Source organism: Mesorhizobium sp. M7A.T.Ca.US.000.02.2.1, from assembly GCF_003996995.1.
Lineage (GTDB): Bacteria > Pseudomonadota > Alphaproteobacteria > Rhizobiales > Rhizobiaceae > Mesorhizobium.
On sequence record NZ_RZTT01000016.1, the window covers coordinates 1 to 23,894 of the forward strand.

18 protein-coding genes are annotated in these 23,894 nt (G+C 64.6%); 12 read left to right on the plus strand and 6 right to left on the minus strand.

Annotated elements, in window-relative coordinates; all coding sequences use genetic code 11:
* Nucleotides 1–53 precede the first annotated feature (53 nt).
* The 5 genes from minC (at nt 54) to EOD15_RS03120 (ending at nt 6,194) form a co-directional block, all read left to right on the plus strand.
* On the plus strand, nt 54–869 hold the full coding sequence (gene minC / locus EOD15_RS03100) for a septum site-determining protein MinC (protein ID WP_127408277.1): 816 nt from the start codon (nt 54–56) through the stop codon (nt 867–869).
* A 64-nt stretch (nt 870–933) separates the two neighbouring features.
* The gene (gene minD / locus EOD15_RS03105) at nt 934–1,749 is read left to right on the plus strand and encodes a septum site-determining protein MinD (protein WP_013530671.1); all 816 of its coding nucleotides are present in this window, start codon (nt 934–936) and stop codon (nt 1,747–1,749) included.
* The gene (minE, locus tag EOD15_RS03110) at nt 1,746–2,018 is read left to right on the plus strand and encodes a cell division topological specificity factor MinE (protein WP_023813379.1); all 273 of its coding nucleotides are present in this window, start codon (nt 1,746–1,748) and stop codon (nt 2,016–2,018) included. Before minD ends, minE begins: the two co-directional genes overlap by 4 nt.
* 178 nt (nt 2,019–2,196) lie before the next feature.
* Entirely contained in the window at nt 2,197–4,401 is a 2,205-nt protein-coding gene (locus tag EOD15_RS03115) for a diguanylate cyclase (protein ID WP_127408278.1), read from the plus strand.
* A gap of 326 nt (nt 4,402–4,727) precedes the next feature.
* A complete protein-coding gene (locus EOD15_RS03120; RefSeq protein ID WP_127322575.1) occupies nt 4,728–6,194 on the plus strand; it encodes a hypothetical protein in 1,467 nt (488 codons plus the stop codon).
* A gap of 287 nt (nt 6,195–6,481) precedes the next feature.
* Here the strand turns inward: EOD15_RS03120 and EOD15_RS03125 are convergent, their stop codons facing one another.
* The 6 genes from EOD15_RS03125 to EOD15_RS03150 form a co-directional block, all read right to left on the minus strand.
* Entirely contained in the window at nt 6,482–8,266 is a 1,785-nt protein-coding gene (locus EOD15_RS03125; RefSeq protein WP_127408279.1) for an ABC transporter ATP-binding protein, read from the minus strand.
* Nucleotides 8,267–8,275: 9 nt separating this feature from the next.
* Nucleotides 8,276–9,307, minus strand: a complete 1,032-nt coding sequence (locus EOD15_RS03130) for a glycosyltransferase (protein WP_127322581.1) — start codon at nt 9,305–9,307, stop codon at nt 8,276–8,278.
* Between the two features lie 3 nt (nt 9,308–9,310).
* Nucleotides 9,311–10,417 (minus strand): glycosyltransferase family A protein, encoded by a 1,107-nt coding sequence (locus EOD15_RS03135; RefSeq protein WP_127322582.1) that lies wholly within the window; start codon nt 10,415–10,417, stop codon nt 9,311–9,313.
* Entirely contained in the window at nt 10,414–11,580 is a 1,167-nt protein-coding gene (locus EOD15_RS03140) for an acyltransferase (protein ID WP_127408280.1), read from the minus strand. The genes EOD15_RS03135 and EOD15_RS03140 overlap by 4 nt, the downstream gene beginning before the upstream one ends.
* Before the next feature lie 575 nt (nt 11,581–12,155).
* Entirely contained in the window at nt 12,156–13,397 is a 1,242-nt protein-coding gene (locus EOD15_RS03145) for an ATP-binding protein (RefSeq protein WP_127322536.1), read from the minus strand.
* Nucleotides 13,394–14,122, minus strand: coding sequence for a response regulator (locus EOD15_RS03150; RefSeq protein ID WP_127322537.1), 729 nt, complete (start codon nt 14,120–14,122; stop codon nt 13,394–13,396). Before EOD15_RS03150 ends, EOD15_RS03145 begins: the two co-directional genes overlap by 4 nt.
* Before the next feature lie 211 nt (nt 14,123–14,333).
* Between EOD15_RS03150 and EOD15_RS03155 the strand changes: the two genes are divergently transcribed.
* The 7 genes from EOD15_RS03155 to EOD15_RS03185 all read left to right on the plus strand — a co-directional run bounded on the left by EOD15_RS03155 (nt 14,334) and on the right by EOD15_RS03185 (nt 23,872).
* A complete protein-coding gene (locus tag EOD15_RS03155; RefSeq protein WP_127408281.1) occupies nt 14,334–15,008 on the plus strand; it encodes a hypothetical protein in 675 nt (224 codons plus the stop codon).
* 155 nt (nt 15,009–15,163) lie between these two features.
* The gene (locus EOD15_RS36505; protein ID WP_245463555.1) at nt 15,164–15,613 is read left to right on the plus strand and encodes a hypothetical protein; all 450 of its coding nucleotides are present in this window, start codon (nt 15,164–15,166) and stop codon (nt 15,611–15,613) included.
* Nucleotides 15,614–15,729: 116 nt separating this feature from the next.
* Nucleotides 15,730–16,875, plus strand: coding sequence for an efflux RND transporter periplasmic adaptor subunit (locus tag EOD15_RS03165; RefSeq protein ID WP_245463558.1), 1,146 nt, complete (start codon nt 15,730–15,732; stop codon nt 16,873–16,875).
* 3 nt (nt 16,876–16,878) lie between these two features.
* On the plus strand, nt 16,879–20,022 hold the full coding sequence (locus tag EOD15_RS03170; RefSeq protein WP_127408282.1) for an efflux RND transporter permease subunit: 3,144 nt from the start codon (nt 16,879–16,881) through the stop codon (nt 20,020–20,022).
* An 11-nt stretch (nt 20,023–20,033) separates the two neighbouring features.
* Nucleotides 20,034–21,524 carry an efflux transporter outer membrane subunit gene (locus tag EOD15_RS03175; protein ID WP_127408283.1) on the plus strand — a complete coding sequence of 497 codons (1,491 nt, stop codon included), beginning with the start codon at nt 20,034–20,036 and terminating at the stop codon, nt 21,522–21,524.
* A 165-nt stretch (nt 21,525–21,689) separates the two neighbouring features.
* Nucleotides 21,690–22,772 carry a histidine kinase dimerization/phosphoacceptor domain -containing protein gene (locus EOD15_RS03180; protein ID WP_127320856.1) on the plus strand — a complete coding sequence of 361 codons (1,083 nt, stop codon included), beginning with the start codon at nt 21,690–21,692 and terminating at the stop codon, nt 22,770–22,772.
* A 221-nt stretch (nt 22,773–22,993) separates the two neighbouring features.
* The gene (locus EOD15_RS03185; protein ID WP_127320855.1) at nt 22,994–23,872 is read left to right on the plus strand and encodes a DMT family transporter; all 879 of its coding nucleotides are present in this window, start codon (nt 22,994–22,996) and stop codon (nt 23,870–23,872) included.
* Nucleotides 23,873–23,894: the final 22 nt, after the last annotated feature.

The following is a 23,894-nucleotide window of genomic DNA, read 5'->3' on the forward strand; positions in this document are numbered from 1 at the left end:
TTCGTTAACCATTCCCTCGCTAGCGTTTACCTCTCAGTAAGGATTCGCCAGCCGTGACCTTTGCCGCCCCCCTCGAGGCCAAATCCATTCGTTTTCGCGCCCGCTCTTTCGTCGCTTTCACGCTGACGCCAGAAGCGCCTTTGGACGTGTGGCTGGAGGGGCTGGATCATTGGATCGGCAACTCGCCGGGCTATTTTGCCGGGCGGCCGGTGGTGCTTGATCTCAACACCTTGAAGCCCGATGTCGCCGCGATCGAATCGCTGGTCGGCGTGCTTGGCCATCGCGGCATCCGCATCTACGCCATCGAGCTCGACGGCCACGCCGCACTCGAGCCCAATTTCCCGCCGGTGCTGGTCGGCGCCAAGGAGGCGACGACGGATGGGCTGCTGCCCCGCGAGGCGAGAGAGGATGTTTCCGGAGAGGACAAGGCAGAGGGCAGGGCGCCTGAACAGCGCGCGGACGCGGGCAGCGCGGATAAAGCCGGCGACGGCAAGGCTGACGCAAGCAAGGCGGGCGATAGCGAGCCGCAGGTTGAAGCTTCGGGCACGCTGATGATCAAGGCGCCGATCCGTTCCGGCCAGGCGATCGTGCATCCGCATGGCGATGTCATCGTGCTTGGTTCGGTCGCGTCCGGTTCGGAGATCATCGCGGCGGGCTCGATCCATGTCTACGGCACGCTGCGCGGGCGCGCTTCGGCGGGTGCGCTGGGCAACAGGGGCGCGCGCATCTTCTGCCGCAAGAACGAGGCCGAGCTTCTGGCGGTCGACGGCTGGTACGTCACCGCCGAGGAGATGGAAGGCGTTTCGCGCGGCAAGCCGGTGCAGGCGTTTCTCGATGGCGACGCTTTGCGGGTTTCGACGCTGAGCTGACATTCGTTTCGATATTGGGGCGGCCGGGCCGCTCGACCAAGAAAACAACAACGGAGGCTTTTCAATGGGCAAGGTAGTGGTGGTCACCTCGGGCAAGGGGGGCGTCGGCAAGACGACCTCGACGGCGGCCCTCGGGGCGGCCGTGGCCAAGACCGGCAAGAAGGTGGCCTTGGTCGACTTTGACGTCGGCCTGCGCAACCTCGACCTGATCATGGGGGCCGAGCGGCGCGTGGTGTTCGACCTCGTCAACGTCATCCAGGGCCAGGCGAAACTCTCGCAGGCGCTGATCCGCGACAAGCGGGTCGAGACGCTGTTCCTGCTGCCGGCTTCGCAGACGCGCGACAAGGATGCGCTGACCGAGGAGGGCGTCGGCGAAGTCATCGACAAGCTGCGCTCGGTGTTCGACTACGTGTTCTGCGACAGCCCGGCCGGCATCGAGCGCGGCGCGCAGCTCGCCATGCGCTTTGCCGACGAGGCGGTCATCGTCACCAATCCTGAAGTGTCGTCGGTGCGCGATTCCGATCGCATCATCGGCCTGCTCGACGCCCGCACCTTGCGGGCGGAGCAGGGCGAGCAGATCGCCAAGCATGTGCTGGTCACGCGCTATGACGCGGCGCGTGCGTCGCGCGGCGAGATGCTCTCCATCGACGACGTGCTGGAAATCCTGTCGGTGCCGCTGCTCGGCATCATTCCGGAAAGCCAGGATGTGCTGCGCGCCTCCAACCTCGGTTCGCCGGTGACGCTGTCGGAGCCGCTCAATTCCGCTGCCAAGGCCTATATCGATGCCGCCAGACGGCTGGAGGGCGAGGAATTGCCCGTCATCGTGCCCTTCGAGCGCAAGGGCTTCCTCGATCGTCTTTTGGGAAGGAGGGCGGCATGAACCTGCTCGACATCTTCAAGCGGCGCTCCAGCGCCCCGGTGGCGCGCGAGCGGCTGCAAGTGCTGCTCGCCTATGAGCGCCGCAACCGCAGCCAGCCAGACCTCGTCTCCATCCTGCGCGAGGAGATCATGGCCGTCATCGCCAAGCATGTGCAGATCGACCAGGACTATCTGCAGGTCTCGATGGACCGCGGCGAGACCATGTCGACGCTGGAAATCGACATCCAGATCCCCAACAAGAGCGCCGTGCCGATGGCCATGGCGGGGTGACTTAGCAAGACTTGGGTTCCTCGCCCTCATTTCATGGGGGGTGAGGAACCGTGCGTCGTGCGAGGAGCCGCGGCTGGCGTCGTTAGGACGTTGATAAGCATTTGGTAATAAAAGCCGGGAATGAGATGCTGGCTCGATGTGACATGCGCAATGCTGTCGTTCTCGGCGGAGCCATGACATGCGCATCAAGAGCCAGATCATTCTCTCCATGGTGGCCGCCGCGGCCCTGATCGCGCTGGTCGGCGGCGTCGCGATCTTTACGCAGAAAGTGGCGACCAAATCGTTGGGGTTGACCGAAGCGACCAATGTCGCTCGGGAATTGGCCGACACCATCGTCTTCAAATCAACCGATGGGACGCTTTCGCTGCTCGATCGGCCCGAGGCGCTCAAGCAATTCTTGTTGCACCAGCACCGCCGCCTGCACAGGGATTTCCTGGTCCTTGACAGCAACAAGACCATCCTCGCCCATGCCGCCGACGAAGAGCACCAGGTCGGCGACAAATTCGGTCACGACCCCGGCAACGAAATCGGCCAGACCCTGGCGGACGGCATTCCGCGCAGATTTGTCGATCCGGAGGAAGTGAACGCCATACTGGCTGTTCCGATCGAAAATCCCGAGGGTGCGATCATCGGCGCCGTGCTGCTGGAATATGACCCTGTTCTGCAGGCCGCCGAACAAAGCACCGACAGCCTGCTCTGGCTGGTTGGCCTCAGCACGGCGGCCGCCGTGCTGGTCGCGGTCGGCTTTGCATGGCAGCTGCTCCGCCGTGTCAGCTCTGGCCTCGGGGACATGATGCGCGGCATGGAAGCGCTGGCGAAAGGCAATGCCATGACGCGCATCAGCCACGCCCGCAACGATGAATTCGGGCAGCTGGCCGATGGCTTCAACACGATGGCGGACCAGCTTGCGTCGGCGCGTGCGCATGTCGAGGACATCGTCGAGACGGCTGCCGAAGGCATCGCGGTTCTAGACGGGGACGGCCGGATCGCCAGCGCCAATCCGGCGGCGGCAACGATGATCGGGCGGCGTGCCGACAAGATCGTCGGGCAGCAATGGGATTCGGTGCTGACCATTCGCGATCCCAGAGGCGGCGCGTTCGCCGCCGGCGCTTCTCCCATCGAAATGGCGCTAGCCACGGGCCGCCAGCAGCAGGGCGAAGTGCGCCTGGCCAGATCCGACGGCTCGCACCTGCCGGTCATCGCCAGTTGCGGTCCGCTCAGCCGATCCGAAGGCGGTCTCGTCCTTACGCTCAACGACATCAGCGAGCTGCGCCGCGCGGAAGGAGTGGTCAACGAGCGTGCCGATCAGCTGGCACTCCTCAACCGTGAACTGCACGAAAAGTCCGAAACCACGACCCGTCTGGTGAAGCTAGGCGAACTGCTGCAGGCCTGCGTCACCTTCCCGGAAGCATTCTCGGTGGTCGGCACCGCCATGGCCGAGTTTCTCGGTGGCTTGAGCGGAACCGTCCACCTGACCAGCGCGTCGCGCAACCTGGTGGAAGAAATGGCGCATTGGGGCGACGTCCGCTCGAGCGCCACGCAATTCGCGCCGGAAGACTGCTGGGCGCTCAGGCGCGGCCAGGAACATGTCGCCGGCCCCGGCATGCTCACGCCGCGCTGCGCGCATATCACCGAGAACGGCAAGAAGGGCTATGTCTGCATGCCTCTGGCGGCGCAAGGCGAAACGCTGGGCATCCTTCATCTGTGCGAACCGAATGCGGCCGAGAAGCCGCAATGGCTGGCTGAAAGACAGCAGATTCTGCGCGGTGTCGTCGACACGCTGGCGCTCGCCCTGGCCAATCTGCGCCTGCGCGAGACGCTGCGGCAGCAGTCGATCCGCGATCCGAACACCAGTCTGTTCAACCGGCGATATCTCGAGGAGACGAGCAGCCGCGAACTGCGCCGGATGGAACGCTCGGGCCAGCCGCTGGTGGTCATCATGCTCGATGTCGACCATTTCAAGCAGTTCAACGATACGTTCGGCCACGAAGCCGGCGATCTCGTCCTGAAGCAGGTCGCCGCCACCTTGATCGAGCACGCCAGGGATAGTGATGTCGTGTCGCGCTACGGCGGCGAGGAGTTTGCCCTGGTCATGCCGGGAAGCTCGGTCCAGGAAGGTGCCGAGCGGGCGGAAGCGCTGCGCCAGGCAATCAGGAAGCTTCATTTGACGCATCGCGGCCGAACGCTGGGCACCGTTACAGCCTCGTTCGGGGTCGCCGCCTACCCCGAGCATGGCGTGGGCTGGGCCGAATTGACCAATGCCGCGGATCACGCGCTCTACGAAGCCAAGGGTAATGGGCGCGACCGGGTCGCCATCGCGCTGGGCAACGCGTCCGGCGAGCGACCTCCGATCCAGTTGGTACCAGCCCCGAAAAGCAGCTGAGACCGTTTGGGTTAGAGCACTCGGCCCGGCCCTGCGATAGTGATCTTGCGCCTGCCAAGAGATCAGGCGAGTTTCTCCGCTGCCCTCGAGGTCTCGCGCGGGCTCTTCTGAGCGGCCACGGTCTTGCCGTCCTTCAGACCTCCACACTGTCAGAGGAATCCGGCTCTTCCCGGCTGCGGCATTGGTTGTTCACGCTATTCCAACCCCCCAAATGTCCCAAATTTACCTTTGTGCCGACGGGGCTTCCCCTGCGCAAGCAGCGGATGTAAGGATATATTAGCAATTTGTTAAGTTCGAAGCGAGGTATGCGTAAGGGGAGTTTGGTGATGAACTTCAGAGGCCTGATCAAGCGTGCTGAAGACGTGGATAAAGCGATCCAGGACCTGCAGATCGATTTGGCGGACGCGCTGGATGCAAGTCTCGATGCCGACGACCTGGTGCCGCCAGAGAGTGACGATGTGCCGGATGCCCCCGCGGCAGCCGATGGCGGGCCACCCCAGGCCGACGCGGCAAATGACGACAATGCCGGGAAGGCCGACGCCGCGGGCGATGCGGACAGTTCCGAAACCGCGCCACGGCTGACCGCCCATACACAGACCCGGCTGGCTGCATTGAGCGCCTTCGAGGGTCTCTTCCATGACGCCAGGGACTATCTGGAGGAGATCAACGACAAGCTGTCGGAGATCGGCACCTCACACCATTTGACGCGTGAATTCCTCAACATCCTCCACAGCGACATCCTGCGCGCCAACGAGCTGGAGGTTGCCAATGCGGCCCTGGCCGCCGAACAGAGGGCGCTGTCGGAGAAGCTGCACGATGCGACGAGAAAATTGCGCGAGCGTGAAGGCGCTTTCGAAGCGCTGCAGCAGCGCGAGACAAGCCTGGTTCAGGACCGGGAGACGCTTCGTGCGGCACTGGCCGCGGTAAGGCTGGAACTGGTGGAGACAGCCAATGCGAGCGCCAAACGCGAAGCGGAGTTCGGCGACATCGCCAAGCGGCTGACGGCCAGGACGGTCGAGGCCAACAGGCGCTTGCGCGAAAGCAAGATGCTGCGCGAAAAGCACGTCAACCTCTCGATCGAACTCGACAAGGCGCTGAAGCGGGAATCGCAGGCGCGCCACAGGCTCGACGAGCTGTCGACGATCCATGCCAGCGAAGCAGCGCGGCTGGCGGAGCTGCTGGCCGCGCTCGGCAAGAGCGAGAAAGAGGAGATGCGGCTCCAGAAGTCGCTCGAGGCCGCACAGGCGAAGCTGTCAGAAACGACCGAAGCGGCACGCATGATGGAAGGCGACAAGGAAGCCGAGCTGGCTCGCGGCCAGGCGGAAATGCGCGGGCTGGGCTCGGAGATCCAGAACCTGCAATCGCGGCTGGAGCAAACCTCGACCGAAAACAGCGAAGCCGCAGGCGAGATCGCCAGGCTCAAGAGCGAATTGAACGACGCCCTGGCCGAAAAGAAGATCGCCGATGAAAGATTGTCCGCGCTGAGCCAGGAGAGCGAAGGCGACAAGATGAGTCTTTCCAAGGTGAACGCCAACCTTTCTCAACTGACGCTGCAACAGGCGTCCGAACAGATACAGTTCGACGTGCAGAGGCAGGAATGCGAGGACCTCAAAGCCGAAATCGCCTCGCTCAATGCCCGGATCAAGGAACTGCTGCCCTACGAGCGGCTCCACAAGGCCACCAATGGCAGGCCGCCCGAGAACGGCGTGGTCGAGATAGCCGGGGCAATGGCCAAGAAAGCACGGACGACGGGCAGGCGGCGCATGCGCAGGAATGTCGGCGCCGCTTCTTAAAGCGTGTCGCGCCTGAAGGGCTTCAGGCGACCGGCTTCAGGTCTTTGTTTTGTGCATGGGAGGCCGGCACCTCACCCGGAGAGTAAGCCCAATGGGGCACCGGCCAGGCGGATCGACAGGTCCGCCGCACAGACAAGGTAGCGCGCCTCGGTTCCGCACGGCATTGGTGCGATCACGGAAGGTGCCAGCGGCAATTCCCGGGCTGCTGATTCGAACCTTTTCGACGACCCGCCGGCCGGAGGCTGCAAACAGGCACGGGAAACGATCGCGGCCGGCCCGGTGCCTTGTCAGTCGAGCGGCTCGTGCTGATAAAGCTCGTCCATGCTGAGCGAGGCCAGGGCGCCGAAAGGCGCCTGCTTTTTCACGCGGCCGCCGCTCAGGATGACCACGTCGTCGCAGAACGAGATGGTGCTGTGGTGGTGGCTGATGACGATGGTCGTGCGGCGGCCGGCTCTCGACTTCAAGGTCTCGACGATGGCCGCTTCCGACAGCCCGTCCACCGCATTGGTGGCTTCGTCCAGGATGAGGAGATCGGGGTCGCGGACCAGGGCTCTCGCCAAGGCGATCCGCTGCCTCTGTCCCGCCGACAGGTTGACGCCCCTGTAGCCGACCAGCGTCTCGTAGCCCTGAGGCAGCCTTTCGATGAACTCATGCGCTTCGGCCAGTCTTGCGGCGGCCTCGGCATCGCCGGCTGTCGCCGCATCCTGGCCGTAGGTTATGTTGTCAAAAATGCTGCCGTCGACCAGCTCCAGCTCCTGGCTGGCCAGGGCGATGTGCCGTCGCCACTGGCTGGCGTCGATCCGGTCGAGCGGCGATCCATCGACGAGGATGCTGCCGGTGTCCGGTTCGACGAAGCGGCACAGGAGATTGACGATGGTCGTCTTGCCGGCGCCCGAGCGGCCGATCAGCGCCGTCGAGCGGCCACCGCTGATTTCGAATGTCGCCGCATGCAGCACCACCTCGCGCCGGTCCGTGCCGGAATAGGTGAATGTCACATCGTCGAAATTGATGCCCTGGCGCAGACCGTGGAACGGCCCGTCGCCTTGCGGCGGTTGCGGCTTGCCGGCGGGATCCAGCAGCCATGTCACCTCTTCAAGCGATCCGCTCAGGCCCTGCAGCTGGCTCCACGACCCCTGCAGGGCCCGCATATGCGGCTGCAGCCTGTAGAGCAGGATGACGAAGGCGATGATCAGCGGGAAGCTCACCTGCGCCAGCCAGGCGCCGATCACCACCGCCAGGAACAGCATGGCGTGGAGAACCTCTGTCAGCGGCGGCAGCGCTCCCTGGCGCACGAGCAGCGCGAAGGAAGCGCGGCGAACCGCATCCGACGCCGTGTCGAATATCGCCTTTTCCCGGTTCTCCTGTCCGAAGATGCGGATCAGCCGTCCGGCATGCACAAGGTGAAGCATCTGCGAGGCGAGGTGGCCGTTGCGCGAAGCGACGCTGCGGCTGGGCTCCTTCAGGTTGGCCGAGAGGATGGCGTGCGCGATCTGGACGAGCGCCAGTCCGAGCGTGACCAGAAGCGTCATGCGCCACGAAAGCAGCAGCAGGAAAGCCAGGAGGATGATGGCGGCCGATGCGCTGACGATGGCCGACAGCATGATCTGGATCGCATCGGAGGCCCGCCAGGATTCGTTGGAGATGATGTTGAGCAGGCGTCCGGGGCTTTGCCGCAGGAAGAACGGGTAGCCGACCCGCAACAGCTGCTCCGACAAGGCGCTGCGGATCGAGTGACTTGCCTTGCCGGAGATGAAGGTCGTCAGCAGCGTGTTGGCGAAGGCGAAGACGTTCTTCAGGACGATCGAGCTGAGGATGGCGACCGAAATGACCACAAGCCGGTCGCGCTCGCTCAAGCCCGATCCGACATGCTGGAGGACAGCGGAAAAGCCGCCCATGCCGGCCGCATCCCCATGTCCCATGATGATGCCCAGCAACGGGATGATCAGGCCGATGCCGAACCCTTCGAGGACGGCGCTGACCAGGCCGAGTACCACCACCGCCGGAAGCAGGCGCAGTTGCCGCTTTCCGAACGCCCGGAACAGCATCGGCAGGCTTGGCGGCAGCATCGGCATTATAGCGTTTCACCTCGCCTGGGCATTGGCTTGCTGATCTTGCCGCACCGGCTCGGCTCGCGGCCGTCTGGCCAGCAGGAGAACCGCGAACCTGGCCGCGCCGAGCAAATTCATGGCGACGATCGGCCAGTGCGGCAGGTTGAGTTCACGATCGAAGGCGGGTCCTCCCGCCAATTCCCTGATAGCCCCTCTTGCGGCCCAGTAGAAATGGCGAAGCAGCCAGGGCGCGTGGCGAACATGCTTCAGGCAGAGCCCGCCATTGCCCAGGCTGTAGTCGCGGTGCAGCTTTTCGATGGCTTTGCGATCCCGCCGGCCGTGATGATGGAATATCGTCATATCAGGCACATACTCGACCGCGATGCCGAGCAGCATCGCGCGCACGAGATAATCGGTATCCTCTGCCGACCGCAATGGTCCGCCGGCGCCGAAGCGTTCGTCGAAATAGCCGATGCGGGCCGCGACGTCGCGGTGCATCGTCATGTTGCAGCCCAGCACGAAACCGCCGGGATGAACATCCGGCGTCAGCCGCTCGCGCGCCCACGACCGCTTGATGGTGAACGGCAAATCCCTGGCATCGCCAAGCTCGACACGGCCGCCCCGGATGAGCCATTGTTCCCCGGACGCATAGTGTCGCTCCAGATCGCGCAGATAGTCGCGATGGACCGCGCAGTCATCGTCGACGAAGACCAGCACACGGCCGCGTGCGCGCCGCAGCCCGGCGTTTCGCGCCGCCGCCAGTCCGGGGCGCGGCTCGCAAACGGGCGTGAACGGAATGTCCGACGCAGCGGCGATGCTGGCCAGGCGTTCGGCCGTGCGGTCCATCGAACCGTTGTCGACGACCACGAGTTCGGCGGCGAAGCCGGCATGTGCGCGGCAAGCGGCTTGCACCGACTTGATGCAGGCATCGAGCACGGCGACGCGGTTGCGGGTGCAGATGATGAAGCTGACTTCCGGCGATCGGTCCCGGCCTCGATCGGTCGGGGCGGGGTCGGACGCCGTCGAACGATCGCGCTGCAGAGGTTGGTTGGCTTTGACGATCATGCCTCAGACCGCTTGATAAGGTGCCAGAACCGCCGCGGCGGGCGCTGATTTGAAGAAATATGCCATGGCGTCGGCTTGCCTGCTGGCCGACAGCGAGGCGAGGCTGAGCCAGGGCGCCCAGGCGCCGGGCCGCAGCGCATATTGCTCGCGGCGCCGGATGGCGTTCCATTTCGCGGTTCGCGTCAGCAATTCATGCGTCAACGCCGGCTGCTTTTCGTCGGCGACGAGCTGGTAGAGGAAATAGAACAGGTTCAGCGCGCCAGCCTCGAAGCTCGGCCGCGTCGCCGCCGGCAGCGAGCGGATTTCCTCCTCCAGCGCGACGATGAAGCTGGCCGCACGGGCGACCGTGTCGTGGCTGACCGCATCGCCGATGTCGCGCAGGTCCCGCGTGGCCTGCGCTAGGCCCTCGCGCTCAAGGTTCTCGGCCACGATCCGCAAATGCGTCCTGCGCATCTCCTTGACGTGCCGGCTGGTCACGCTTGCCTCATGGACGCGGTAGACGACCAGGTTTTCGGGCATCATGGCTGCCGGGTAACGCCCGGCCAGCCGCCTGAAAAGATCGAAATCCTCGGCGTGCCTGTAGGTCTGGTCGTAGTGGAGAACGCTGTCGTCGATGACTTTCCTGTTGTAGACGACCGTCGGGTGCATGAAGATCGTGAAGAACATCGCCAATACAGGGATGCGGCCGAATTTGAACACCGGATCGGGCCTGCCGATGGCGATTCGGCCGCGGATCAACATGTCGACGCCGGCGCCGCAGAAGCCCAGTTCGGGCCGCCGCTCGAACAGCGCCACCTGGCGCGACAAACGCCAGGGATAGGCGACGTCGTCGGCGTCCATCCGCGCGACCAGTTCGCCCCGGGCGAGCGCCAGCCCTTCGTTGAGTGTCGCGACAAGGCCGCGGTTTTCGCGCGAGACGATCGAAATGCGGCTGTCGGCCTTTTGGCAGCGCTCGAGTATCTCGAGCGAATTGTCGGTCGAACCGTCATCGATCGCGATGATCTCCAGGCGACTGTGATCCTGCCGCAGGATGCTTCCCAGCGCGGCGGCGAGATAGGGGCCGGCATTGTAGACCGGCAACAGGACGGAGACGAGCGGCGCGGCGGTCATCGCCCTGCATCCGTGCGCTGGAGTTCGAGCGCCGGTGTGCGGCCATCGGGCGGTCCGACGGCCGCCGTCGCGAGCCAGCCATCATGGCTGCCCTGTGCAGAGCGGGTGCGCGCGACATAGGGGAAGTAGCGCTTCAGGCTGTTGAGCGGCCTCTCGAAAACCACCCAGGAAATCCAGGCCGCGACAATCGTGGCGGCGCCCGCGACCAGGAATCGCCCTGGCCCTTGCTCCGAGACGTTGAGCGGAATCCAGGGCTGCGCCTTGACGGCGAGCGACAGCAATATCGGATGATAGAGATAGACGCCGTAGCTGATGCGGCCGAGGCCAAGCAGCGGCGGCACTTCGGCAAGCCTGCCCAGGATGCCGCCAAGGCCGCGCGAACAGGCTGCCACGATGACCATCAGCGGCACCAGGGGCAGGACTTCCCGCAGCAGCCAGCGGGCCCATTCCAGTGTCGGATCGGCGGGCTCCGGGACTAACCACTCGATGACAAGGAATGCGGCCGCGAAGGCAGGCCAGCCCAGCCGCATCCAGTGCGGCAGGCCGGCGCCCCTAAAATGCCAGCAGGCAAGCAGCGCGCCCGACGCCAGCGCATCCATGGATGCCGGCGGCAGCAGGTCGCGCGTCAGCGCCGGCGTGGCGGTGATCGGCCAATAGAAGCGATAGGCCAGCGACAGCGCGATGACGGCGATGCAGATGGCCTCGAAGCGGCGGCGTGGGGCCAGCAGGACGACCAGCGGCCAGGCAAGATAGAACTGCTCCTCGATGCTCAGGCTCCAGAAATGGCCCAGCACCCAAGGGTTCCAGTTATTGTGCAGCGCATACCAGAAGTTCGACAGATAAAGCGCATGCCAGACCAGCGACCCCCTGGACTGATCCAGGTCGACCAGCCAGACGAAACCCAGGACGGCAAAATAGGGTGGGAATATCCGCAACATCCGCCTGATGTAGAAGGAGCGCAGCGCGGGGCCGGTTTCGAATTCGGTGGCCGAGCGCGCCTCCAGGAGCAGGCGCGTAATCAGAAAGCCGCTCAGCACGAAGAACAGCCGCACACCGATATGGCCCCAGAACGAAGGTTCCTCCGCTAAGAAATGGGAATACAACACCATCGTTACGGCGATGGCTCTCAACGCATCAAGTTGGATGTCACGGGCGCTTCCCATCAGCGGCTTCCGCCGGCGTGATATCCGCGATGAGGCCGCCAGCCGGCCGTTTCGAGCGGCAGGCTAAGGCGGACGAGACCCGCCAAGGCACCCGCAAATCTGCGCATTGCGAGCACGGCCGGGCCGGGCTCGAAATCGACGGACGGACAACTCAAGCTGGTCAACCTGGCGGAATCCTCCACGGCGTATGTCCAGTCGCAAACGAGTCCCCCTAGGAGATCGTTCGGCTACGGCGTTGTGCAGCGCAACACAAAAAATCTACCCGGCTGAAATACTTATGTGAGCAAGTGCTAAAAATTGACAAACCGGCCGGTTCTCGCCATCTCTGGCGAGTTTCCTCAGAATTTAAACGCTGTGGTTTAAGTTGTGCCGATGTTCCCGCCTCGGTTGATTGAGGAGCTCCTGGCTTGAGAGCCTAGTTCTTTGTTGGATCACAAGAAATTTTGCGATCTATATTTTGGCTATATGGGTTCGGTCCTGGCTCCGTGGAGATATGATTTGGAACATTGGCTTTGCGCGGTGCAGCATCGTCTCTGTTTTTCGTCAACGCCGATTACTCGGCTGACCGCTAACCGTTACACCGCGTCGAACACCACCGTCTGTTCCAGCCCGCCGCCCGGGCGGTTTTCCAGCGTTATCGTGCCCCCGTAGCGCTCGACGATCTCCTTGGCGATGGCGAGGCCAAGACCGGCTCCGGGGACGGATTGCAGGCGGCCGGGGTTGACGCGGAAGAAGGGCTCGAACGCCTTGTTCAGGAGTTCCGTGGGTATGCCCGGGCCATGGTCAGATATGGTCAGCACGGCGCGATTGTCGGCTGCGGCCAGGTCGATGCGGCACGCCTTGCCATGGGTGGCGGCGTTGACGATCAGGTTGCGCAAGGCGCGGCGCAGGCCAAGCGCGCCGGCCCGCACGCAAACCTTGTCCAGGTGCCCGATCGACACGGCATGGCCGAGCGATGCCATCTCGGCTTCGATATCGCGCACCGTCTTTGCCAGGTCGACCGGTTCGACGGCGTCCTGGTTCACCTCTTCGCGCACCAGACGGATGGCGCTGTCGGCGATGCGGTCGAGTTCGTCGAGGTCGTGAAGCCATTTGTCGCGTTCGTCGTCGAGGAATTCGGCGCGCAGCCGCATGCGCGTCATCGGCGTTCGCAGATCATGGCCGGCGGCGGCGACCAGCCGCATGCGGCTCTCCATGGCGGTCCGCAGCCGCGACGAGAGTTGGTTCAGCGCATGCGCGGTGGCCTTGACCTCGGCCGAGCCCACTTCCGGCACCGCCGCCAGCACGCCGTCCGATCCGATCTTGGAGACGGCGGCCTCCAGCATCTCGAGCGGGCGGATCAGCACCGAGGTGAAATAGACCGACACCGCCGTGGCGCCGGCGACGATCAGCGAGATCCAGCCTGCCAGAACCAGCCATTCGCGCCTTGGCGGCTTGAGGTGCGGCACCTCCATGATCGCCCAGCGGCTGTCAGGCAGGTGCATCGATGCGATCTGGCCGGGTTCGTCCGCCTTCTCGTTGACGACCGCCGGAAAGTCGAGGCCACGGCGGTGCAGGATGTCGTTGAGCATCGCCGTTTCCGCACGAGCCACTTTGCCGCCCGCCGGATGGTCGGCGAATTGCACCCGCAGGACGTCGGGGACCGGCCCCGGCAAAAGCCGCACCACCAGTTCCATCTGTTGGGCAATCCAGGGCACGGTCAGTTCCGGCGGCGGTCCGCCGCCGCGCACGCTGATGACGGCGGCGGTCGCCAGGCCGACGACGCCGACGATCGAGGCGACCAGCAGCAGGATGAGACGGCGGCGCAGCGAATTCACGCCTGGCTCTCCACGGTCTCGACGCGCGCGGTGAGCTGGTAGCCGCCATTGCGCACGGTCTTGAACAGCGGCCCGTCGCCGGTGTCCGAAAATTTCCGGCGCAACCGGCTCACCAGCACATCGACCGAACGCTCGAGCGGGTCGCGCTCGCGGCCTTGCGTCAGGTCGAGAAGCTGGTCGCGCGATAAAAGCCGGCCGGGGCGGTCGAGAAACACCTGCAAGAGGTCGAACTCGGCGCCCGTAAGGTCGACGGCCACGCCTTGTGCATCCGTCACCTTGCGGGTGTCCGGCTCCAGCCTGTAGCCGGCGAAGCGGTAGGTACGCGCGCCCGGGGAGGCGGGCGCCTCCTCGGGCGCCGAGCGCCTGAGCACGGCACGGATGCGGGCAATGAGCTCACGCGGGTTGAACGGCTTGCCGAGATAGTCGTCGGCGCCGAGTTCCAGGCCGATGATGCGGTCGACATCTTCTTTCAGCGCGGTCAGCAGGATGATCGGGGTGTGCGGCTTGCGGTCGCGCAAGCCGCGGCAGATATCGAGCCCCGAGCCGTCCGGCAGCATCACGTCGAGCACGATCAGGTCGAATTGGCCCGCACCAAGCCGTTGCTCGCATTCGCGCCGGTCCGCCGCCGCCGTGACGCGAAAGCCCTGGCTGTCGAGATAGCGCTGGAGAAGCGTCCTGATCTCGCGGTCGTCGTCAACGACGAGGATATGGGGTTGTGACTGCATCAATCGTGCCCTTGCCTTGGCCACGATTATAGGAGGAGCCGCGCCCGAGCGGCATGGAAAATTGCAACCGAACGTTTCCGGCGGGTCATGGGAAACATTCGGAAACAAATTGCCCTTTTGCGGAAACCTTCGGCAACACGCCGACGCGAAGCGGACAAAGACGCTTCCTATCCTCTGAACTGTCCGAAGCATGAGAGAAAGGAACATCTTTATGCGAAGCAGACTTCTTGCGCTCGGCCTGTTTTCCGTCGCCGCAATTCACCCCGCGCTGGCAGCGCAGCCAGATCCCGGCGCCGGACCAGGCGAGCCGCCACCTGTCGTGGCCATGCAGGACGGCCCAGATCACGGCCCGATGGCTGGACCCGGCCCGCATGGACCGATGCGGCCTGGTTCGCAGGGTTTCGGCCCACAGGGCTTTGGTCCCCGCCGCATGGGTCCGCCGCCGGAGTTCATGCTGGCCGCCCGGCTCGCCGCGCTGGAGACCCGCGTCGGCATCCGCACCGAACAACTCGACGCCTGGCGCGACTACACCAGCGCGCTGCAGGCGGTGCTTTCGCCGCCTCGACCCAACCACGGGCGGCCCGGTAGTGCTGAAGCGAAGGGTCCCGACGCGGCGGGTCCCGGCGGCAAGCCTGATCCTTTCGCGTTCCAGGAAAAGCTGGCCGACGATGTCACCGCCCGCGCGGTTTCGGCCGGTAAACTGAAGGACGCGATCGCGGAACTGCGTGCCAAGCTGACGCCCGAACAACTCGAAGTCCTCGCTTCGGCGGAACGCCCCCATGGATCACCCCCCGGTCCCTGGGGCGGGCCGCCGAACGATGCAGCCGGCCCCAGAGGCCTGCCCAACGATGGCAGGCAGCTCTCGCCCCAGCCCGGGAACGACTGACAACTCTGACCGACTGCACCGGCCGGCCCGGTACCCAACCCGTTCTCGGGCCGGCCGGTTCTCCGGGGGATGGCGGGCGTATCTCCGCCATCCCTCGTTTCAATCACGTCCAGTTCGAATGACGCCAATTCGAACCATGCAATGGAAGCACGACAATGTGGGAAGCCATGATCATGCTGCGGCTGCTCGCGTCCGCCAGCCCGAGGCTCTCGTTCGGTCCTGCCGGGCGCGATATGCCGCTGGCGCTCCCGGTCGACACGCTGAAGGGCGCGATCCGCCTGCGCTTCGCCGCCTGGCGGCTGTCGCTTCTTCGCAGCCGCTCGACAATCATGGACATCATGACCGCAAGATCGCGTGAACTCCGGCAAGGCGCTTGGCATGTCCTCGCTGATCGGCATAATGATGTTGGTGGGCATCGAGGCCAGCTACTCGACTTTCGAGCAGCTCCGGCCGCCGAGAAGGAGCGCGACATGAGCCGCTTCCAAGCATTGCTCGTCGCCGCCCGCCGACGGGTGCGGCCTATCGTCATATGGATCGGCATGCCCCTCGACCAAGCGGTCCATTGCCAACGCGTACACAACTCCAGGGAAAGATCCAGGCCATGATTTCCAAGCCTAGCCAGCCTCGTTTTTCGGCACGCCATCTGGCGCCCTGGGCCGCGATGTTCACCGCTACCTTTCTGCTGGCGTCCTGCTCGCAGGAGGGCAGCGCCCCCGCCGGCATGGGCGCGCCCGGCAAACCGGAAGTCGGCGTCGTCACGCTGCGCCCGCAATCGGTGGCGATAACAGCCGAACTGCCGGGACGGACGTCTGCCTCGCTGACCGCCGATGTGCGTCCGCAGGTCAACGGCATCATCCAGGCGCGGCTGTTCAAGGAAGGCAGTGAGGTGGTGGTCGGGCAGCCGCTCTACCTCATCAACCCGGCGAGCTACCAGGCAGCCTATGACAGCGCGCAGGCAGCCCAGCAGAAGGCCGAAGCGGCGGTGCCGACCGCGCAGGCCAAGTTCGACCGCTATGCCGGCCTGTTGAAGCAGAACGTTGTTTCCAAACAGGATTATGACGATGCTGCGGCAACGCTGGCGCAGGCCAACGCGGATGTTGCATCCGCCAAGGCCAGTGTCGAGACCGCGCGCATCAACCTCGACTACACCAAGATCACCGCGCCGATCGCCGGTCGCATTGATAAGTCGTCGCTGACGCCGGGCGCGCTCGTCACCGCCAACCAGGACAGCTTGCTCACCACCATCCGTTCGCTAGATCCGATCAATGTCGATGTCACACAATCGAGCACCAATCTGCTCAATCTGCGCCAGGCCATCAATGAGGGCCGGCTGAAGTTCAGCGGCCCCAATGTCAGCGTCAAGCTGAAGCTCGAGAACGGCACCATCTACACGCAGACCGGCAAGCTGGAATTCGCCGGCGCCAATGTCGACCAGACCACCGGCACCTTCGCGCTCAGGGCCGAATTCCCCAATCCCGATCGCTTGCTGCTGCCCGGCATGTATGTGCGGGCGCTGGTCGAGGAGGGCGTTGCCCAGAACAGTTTCCTGGTGCCGCAGCGCGGCGTCAGCCGCAACACCAAGGGCGAGGCGACTGCCATGGTCATCAACGCGCAAGGGAAAGTCGAGACACGCGTGCTCGCAGTGCGCAACAGCGTCGGCAACAACTGGCTGGTGGATTCAGGCGTCGGAGACGGCGACCGCGTCATTGTCGAGGGCTTGCAGCTTGTCCGCCCCGGCGGCGACGCAACGGGCGTCGAAGTGACGATCGACGAGACGACCGGCGAGGTCAAGGACCGCGCGCAGACCTCTTCGTCCGTGCCAGCTGCCTCCGAAGTGGCCGCCAACGCCCCGAAGGCCGGGAACTGAGAGATGTCAGCATTCTTCATCAACCGGCCGATCTTCGCCTGGGTGATCGCCATCGTGATCATGCTGGGCGGACTGCTCGCGCTCACCACGCTGCCGATCTCGCAATATCCGCAGATCGCGCCAACCACCGTCAACATCAGCGCCACCTATCCGGGTGCCGATGCGTCGACCGTCGAGAATTCGGTGACCAAGGTCATCGAGCAAGGCATGACCGGCATCGACAATCTCGACTACATGACGGCGACCTCGACCTCGACCGGAGCGGCGACGATCACGCTGACCTTCACCACCGCGGCCGATCCCGACACCGCCCAGGTGCAGACGCAAAACAAGTTGCAGCTGGTCCAGTCGCAGCTGCCGCAAGTGGTGCAGAGCAACGGCATCACCGTCTCCAAATCCTCGACCGGCTTCCTGATGGTCATCGGCTTCGTCTCCAGCGACGGCAAGATGAACTCGACCGATCTGGCCGACTATGTCGACTCAACCATCAACGACACGCTGAAGCGCGTCGAAGGCGTCGGCTCGACGCAGCTGTTCGGCTCCAGCTATGCCATGCGCATCTGGCTCGATCCCGACAAGCTCGCCACATACACGTTGATGCCGAGCGACGTGGCTTCGGCGATCGAGGCGCAGAACACGCAGGTTTCGGCCGGCCAGCTCGGCGGCATGCCGCAACGCAAGGGCCAGCAGCTCAATGCCACGGTGACGGCCAAGAGCCGGCTGCAGACCGCCGAACAGTTCCGCAACATCATCCTGAAGAGCACGGTCGACGGCTCGCTGGTTCGCCTCAACGATGTAGCCACCGTCGAGCTCGGCGCTGAAAGCTATACGACGGCGGCCCGCTACAATGGCCAGCCGGCGGCCGGTGTCGCGATCAACCTCGCGACCGGCGCCAACGCCATCAGCACGGCCGAAGCGGTGCGCACGACGATCAATCGGTTGAGCTCGACCTTCCCGCAGGGCGTCGAGGTCGTCTACCCCTACGACACTTCGCCCTTCGTGCGGCTGTCGATAGAGGAAGTGGTCAAGACGCTGGCCGAGGCGATCGTGCTGGTGTTCCTGGTGATGTTCATCTTCCTGCAGAATCTGCGCGCCACCATCATCCCGACGATTGCCGTGCCGGTGGTGCTGCTCGGCACATTCGGCGTGCTCTCCTTCTTCGGCTATTCGGTCAATACACTGACCATGTTCGCCATGGTGCTGGCCATCGGCCTGCTTGTCGACGACGCGATCGTCGTGGTCGAGAATGTCGAGCGCGTGATGCAGGAGGAAGATCTGTCGCCGAAGGAGGCGACGCGCAAGTCGATGCACGAAATCACCGGAGCGCTGATCGGCATCGCCACCGTGCTTTCGGCGGTGTTCGTGCCGATGGCCTTCTTCGGCGGTTCGACCGGCATCATCTACCGGCAATTCTCGGTAACCATCGTCTCGGCCATGGTGCTGTCGGTGCTGGTGGCCCTGGTGCTGACGCCGGCGTTATGCGCCACGATCCTGCGGCGGCCCAAGGACCATGCGACGCAGACCGGTCCGTTCGGCTGGTTCAACCGCGTCTTCGACCGCGGCACGACGGCCTATCGCGACGGCTCGCACGGCATCATCAACCGGTCCTGGCGCTTCCTCGCCGTCTTCCTCGCCATCGTCATCGCCATGGGCTGGATGTTTGCCCGGCTGCCGAGCTCGTTCCTGCCGGAAGAAGACCAAGGCATCCTGATCACCAGCGTGTCGCTGCCGGTCGGCGCGACGCAGGACCGCACCGAGCGCGTGCTGGCTGAAGTGACCGATCACTATCTCAAGGAGAAAAAGGACGCTGTCGAAGGGGTCTTCACCGCTTCCGGCTTCGGCTTCGGCGGCGCCGGGCAGAATGTCGGCATTGCTTTCGTGCCGATGAAGGAATTCAGCCAGCGCAAATCACCGGCCCTGTCGGCGCAAGCGGTCGCCCGCCGCGCCATGGGCGCCTTCTCCAAGATCAGGGATGCGCAGGTCTTCGCGCTTGCCCCGCCCGCCATCCAGGGTTTTGGCAACACCAACGGCTTCGATTTCTACTTGCAGGATGTCAACGGCGCCGGCCATGATGCGCTGATCCAAACGCGCAACCAGCTTCTGGCCCTGGCCGGGCAGAGCAAGCTGCTCACCGCCACAAGGCCCAACGGCCAGGAGGATCAGCCGCAATTCTCCGTCGACATCGACCAGGAAAAGGCCAGCGCGCTCGGCGTCAGCCTGGCCGACATCAACAACACGCTGTCCTCCGCCTGGGGCAGCGACTACGTCAACGATTTCATCGACCGCGGGCGGGTGAAACCGGTCTACATGCAGTCGGACGCGAACTTCCGCATGCAGCCGGAAGACCTCGACAAATGGCAGGTCCGCAATGCCAGTGGCGCCATGGTGCCGTTCTCGGCCTTCGCCTCCAGTCACTGGACGTTCGGCTCGCCCCGGCTTGAACGCTATAATGGGTCGGCGGCAGTCGAGATCCAGGGTGCCGCGGCTCCGGGCGTGAGTTCGGGTGCGGCCATGGACGAGATCGACCGGCTGGTGGCGCAATTGCCGCCCGGCTATTCGCACGAATGGACCGGCCTGTCGCACCAGGAACGGCTTTCGGGCAACCAGGCGCTGTCGCTCTACGCGATTTCGGCGCTGGTCGTGTTCCTGTGCCTGGCCGCACTCTACGAGAGCTGGTCGATCCCGTTCGCGGTCATGCTGTCGGTGCCGATCGGCATCTTCGGCGCGCTGCTGGCGGCAAGCCTGTTCGGCCAGTCCAACGACGTCTATTTCAAGGTCGGCCTGCTAACCACGATCGGTCTCGCGGCCAAGAATGCCATCCTCATCGTCGAGTTCGCCATCGAGCGGCAGACCGCCGGGATGGGGCTCGTTGAGGCGACACTTGAGGCAGCACGACAGCGGCTGCGGCCGATCCTGATGACGTCGCTGGCCTTCATCCTCGGCGTGTTGCCGCTGGCGATTGCCAGCGGTGCGGGCTCGGGTGCGCAGAACTCCGTCGGCATCGGCGTGATGGGCGGGATGATCGCAGCGACGGTGATCGGTGTCTTCCTGGTGCCGCTGCTGTTCGTCACCGTGCGGCGCATCTTCAAGGGCAGGGCGGCCAAACCAGATACGGGCGAGACGCCGTTGACGGCCAACCAGCAATAGGAAAACTTCACATGACAGGTTTGGAACGTGGCTCGGTAGCCGCGAGGCGGCTTCTTGCGCCTATGATTACCGCTGTCCTGCTCGCGGGATGCGTCGTCGGTCCGGATTATCAGACGCCCATATTGGCGATGCCTGCAAGCTGGAGTGGCCAGAAGCCGACAAAGCCTGTCCAGCCGGGGCAACTGTCGAGATGGTGGCAGCGGCTGCGCGATCCCGAGCTGAACACGCTTGTCGAGGAAGCGGTTGCCGGCAATCTCGATTTCGCCACCGCCAAGGCAAAAATCCGCGAGGCGCGCGCCAGCTACCGCCAGAGTGCCGGCACGTTGCTGCCGTCGGTCGACGGCTCCGGCTCGGCCACCCGCAACAAGTCGGCCGAGACCACATCAGGTTCTGACGCCACCTACAGCGAGTATCAGGCCGGCTTTGACGCCAGCTGGGAACTCGACCTGTTCGGCGCCAACCGCAGGGGTGTTGAGGCCGCGCGCTACGGGCTGGACGCCTCGCAGGAGGAACTGCGCTCGACGCTTCTCACCCTGGTCGGCGATGTCGCTTCCTATTATACCCAGGCGCGCGGCTACCAGGCCCGCATCGCACTCGCCCGGCGCTCGGCCGCGTCGCAGAGGCAGACCGCCGAACTTACCCGCACCATGGCGCAGGCGGGCACGGCGACCGCCGCCGATGTCGCCAAGGCGATGGGGCAGGCAGCGAGCACCGAAGCCGCGGTGCCGACGCTGGAGGCAAGCTATGCCCAGGCCGTGCATCGTCTTGCGGTGCTGGCCGGCCGGCCGCCTGCCTCGCTCAGCGAGCGGCTGAAGCGGGTCGCCCCGATCCCCGCACCACGCCTGCCGATGCCCACCGGAATTCCCGCCGACCTGCTGCTTTCGCGGCCCGATTTGCGCATGGCGGAGCGCCAATATGCGCAATACACCGCCAGGATCGGCCAGGCAGAGGCCGCCCGCTATCCCTCGGTCAGCCTGACGGGAGACATCAGCACGGCGGCGCTGAAGCTTGGCGATCTCGGCAAGAATTCGTCGATCGGCTGGTCGTTCGGGCCGACGCTCAGCGTGCCGCTGTTCAATGCCGGTCAATTGCAGGCGGCCGTCGAGGTCGCCAAGGCGCAGCGCGATCAATATTTCATCGCATACCGGTCTTCGGTGCTGACGGCGCTCGAGGATGTCGAGAACGCGCTGGTGCTGTTGTCGCAGGAGCGCATCCGGATCGCCAAGCTCGCCTCTTCGGCGAAATCCTATGGCGATGCGGCGCGGCTCGAAGGCACGCTCTACAAGGCCGGCGAGACAAGCCTGCTCGATGTGCTCGACGCCCAGCGCTCGCTCTACTCGGCCGAGGACTCGCTGCTGCAAAGCCGCGTCCTGCTGGCGACCAACTACATCGCCCTCAACAAGGCGCTCGGTGGCGGCTGGGATGGCACGGTGGACAGTGCCAAGCCTGAGATCGTCGACGTCAAGACCGCGCCAAGGCTGGCGTCGAAGCCGGCCTCGTGAGCGGTTCCCAGGGCTCGGTCAAGTATTCCGAGGCGGCTACGCATTTTCGAGATTGTGCGAACACACCGCTCGTGACGGCGCGTGAAGTGCCGCCTTGAGCTTTGGCGATGGCGGGGTGATCGCATCGCTGTTATTGATGGTGACCACACAGCACAGGCGCCGCAGATGACATCCGATACACAGAAGGCCGAAGCGGTCGGGCAGTTGCTCGAAACGCCGGACCTTGCCAGCGCGCTGGAAAGCGAACAGTTCAAGAAGTTCCTCGACCAGGTACCGATCGCCATTGCCGTCTCGGACCTAGTTTCGAAGGAGCGTGTCGTCTATGCCAATCCGGAATTCGAGAAACTGTCCGGCCTCAAGGCGGCGACGCTCGCCCGGCAACACTGGGCGGCGCTTTCCGGCACCGGCCTGCACAAGCAGAAGGACCGGCCGCTGTTCGAGGCCGTGGTCGAGGACACCGATTTCATCGGTACGTTCCGGCTGGAGCGGACAGAAGGCAAATCTGTGATCGTCGACGTCTATTCCAACGTCATCGAGGACGACAATGGCAAGGCCTGCTTCCGGCTGGTGGCGCTGGTCGACGTCTCGGCCCATGGCGAAACCGAAGATGCGCGATCGATCGATGAGCGCATCCGCGAGAAGGACACGCTGCTGCGCGAATTGCAGCACCGGGTGAAGAACAATCTGCAGATGATCACCGCACTGATCCGGATGGAGACGCGCAACGCGGCCGAACCGGATCAGAAGCGTTTCGAGAGGCTGGCAGGTCGCGTCGATGCGCTGGCAATCCTCTACCAGACGCTGTCGGGAGACGATGAAAAGGATGAGGTCGATCTTGGTGTTTATCTCAGCCAGATCGCGTCGGCGGTGATGAACTCGCATGCGGTCGAGGGCATCCGCCTCGACATGAAGATCGACACCTATCCGGTGTCGATCAATGTCGCCATGCCGACCGGGCTGGTGGTGAACGAACTTTTGACCAACGCGCTCAAGCATGCCTTCCAAGGGCGAGACGGCGGCACGATCACGCTGCACAGCATCGTCGACGGTGATGGCTGCCGCATCGTGATCGCCGATGACGGCATCGGTCTGCCGGACGGCGAGACCTGGCCCAAGAGCGGCAAACTCGGCGCGCTGATCGCCCGCTCGCTGACCGAGAATGCCAAGGCGGAGTTCGACGTGAAGTCGAGCGCTGGCGAGGGCACTAAAGTCACCATCCTCTTCAAGCGCTCGGCTGCCACCGCCTGAAGCGTATCGTTGTCGTTGCGCTCTCGCACCTACAGGATCATCTCCAGCTATTCCTTGTGCACTGCGGCAATGAACGCTTCGCGGGCTGGGAGGCTCATGGCGTGCCAACAGTCCGTGCCCCAGCAGCCAGTCCGCCGCTGCCTCACGACAGGTCGGCCGGTTCGCCCTAACTCCATGCCGCCGGTCGGGTTTGGACCCGGCGGCATGGAGGTTGGGATCACGTGACATCGACGCCGATTGCCCGTCGCGAAGCGGCGCCCTTGCCGGTCGCGGCACTGATGGGCGCCATGGTGTCGATCCAGATCGGCGCCACCTTTGCCAAGGGCCTGTTCCCGCAGATCGGCGCGCAAGGCACGACGACGCTGCGGCTGGTCATCGGTGCGCTGATGCTGATCGCGGTGCTGCGGCCCTGGCAGAAACCCTCGCGTGCCACTCTGCCGTGGCTGGTCGCCTATGGGGTGACGCTTTGCGCGCTCAACCTCCTGTTCTACGCAGCGCTCGCCAGGATTCCGCTCGGCATCGCGGTGGCGCTGGAGTTTACCGGCCCGCTTCTGGTGGCGACCTTGAGCTCGCGGCGCGCCAGCGACTTTGCCTGGATCGCGCTGGCGGTGGCCGGCATCCTGCTGTTGTCGCCCTTCGTTCATTCCCTCGCGCCGCTTGATCCGATAGGGGTGATGCTGGCGCTGGCTGCCGGTGGCTTCTGGGCGCTTTATATCGTGCTTGCCCAGAAGGCCGGCGCGGAGCTTGGCACCCGCACCACTGCCTACGGCATGGCCATCGCCGCTGTGCTCGTGCTGCCCTTCGGTATCGCGCAGGCGGGATCCGCGCTGCTGTCGCCGTCGATCCTGGTCAGCGCGCTGCTGGTCGGGCTGTTTTCCAGCGCGTTGCCATTCTTCCTGGAGATGGTGGCGCTGACCCGCATGCCGGCGCGCATCTACGGCACGCTGACCTGCCTGGAGCCGGGGCTGGGTGCGCTGGCCGGCTTCCTGTTCCTGCATGAAAGCCTGACCGCAACACAGTTGGCCGGGATCGCAGCCGTCGTTGTCGCCGCCTTCGGCACGGCGCTGACATCACGGCCGCCGGTGCCGTCGCCGGAGTAGGGTGGCGCGATTCGTCGGCACT

Coding starts and splice junctions, on each gene's coding strand:
- minD (WP_013530671.1), top strand. CDS start 934: ATGGGCAAGGTAGTGGTGGTCACCTCGGGCAAGGGGGGCGTCGGCAAG.
- minE (WP_023813379.1), top strand. CDS start 1,746: ATGAACCTGCTCGACATCTTCAAGCGGCGCTCCAGCGCCCCGGTGGCG.
- EOD15_RS03115 (WP_127408278.1), top strand. CDS start 2,197: ATGCGCATCAAGAGCCAGATCATTCTCTCCATGGTGGCCGCCGCGGCC.
- EOD15_RS03120 (WP_127322575.1), top strand. CDS start 4,728: ATGAACTTCAGAGGCCTGATCAAGCGTGCTGAAGACGTGGATAAAGCG.
- EOD15_RS03125 (WP_127408279.1), bottom strand. CDS start 8,266: ATGCCGATGCTGCCGCCAAGCCTGCCGATGCTGTTCCGGGCGTTCGGA.
- EOD15_RS03130 (WP_127322581.1), bottom strand. CDS start 9,307: ATGATCGTCAAAGCCAACCAACCTCTGCAGCGCGATCGTTCGACGGCG.
- EOD15_RS03135 (WP_127322582.1), bottom strand. CDS start 10,417: ATGACCGCCGCGCCGCTCGTCTCCGTCCTGTTGCCGGTCTACAATGCC.
- EOD15_RS03140 (WP_127408280.1), bottom strand. CDS start 11,580: ATGGGAAGCGCCCGTGACATCCAACTTGATGCGTTGAGAGCCATCGCC.
- EOD15_RS03150 (WP_127322537.1), bottom strand. CDS start 14,122: ATGCAGTCACAACCCCATATCCTCGTCGTTGACGACGACCGCGAGATC.
- EOD15_RS03155 (WP_127408281.1), top strand. CDS start 14,334: ATGCGAAGCAGACTTCTTGCGCTCGGCCTGTTTTCCGTCGCCGCAATT.
- EOD15_RS36505 (WP_245463555.1), top strand. CDS start 15,164: ATGTGGGAAGCCATGATCATGCTGCGGCTGCTCGCGTCCGCCAGCCCG.
- EOD15_RS03165 (WP_245463558.1), top strand. CDS start 15,730: ATGGGCGCGCCCGGCAAACCGGAAGTCGGCGTCGTCACGCTGCGCCCG.
- EOD15_RS03170 (WP_127408282.1), top strand. CDS start 16,879: ATGTCAGCATTCTTCATCAACCGGCCGATCTTCGCCTGGGTGATCGCC.
- EOD15_RS03175 (WP_127408283.1), top strand. CDS start 20,034: ATGACAGGTTTGGAACGTGGCTCGGTAGCCGCGAGGCGGCTTCTTGCG.
- EOD15_RS03180 (WP_127320856.1), top strand. CDS start 21,690: ATGACATCCGATACACAGAAGGCCGAAGCGGTCGGGCAGTTGCTCGAA.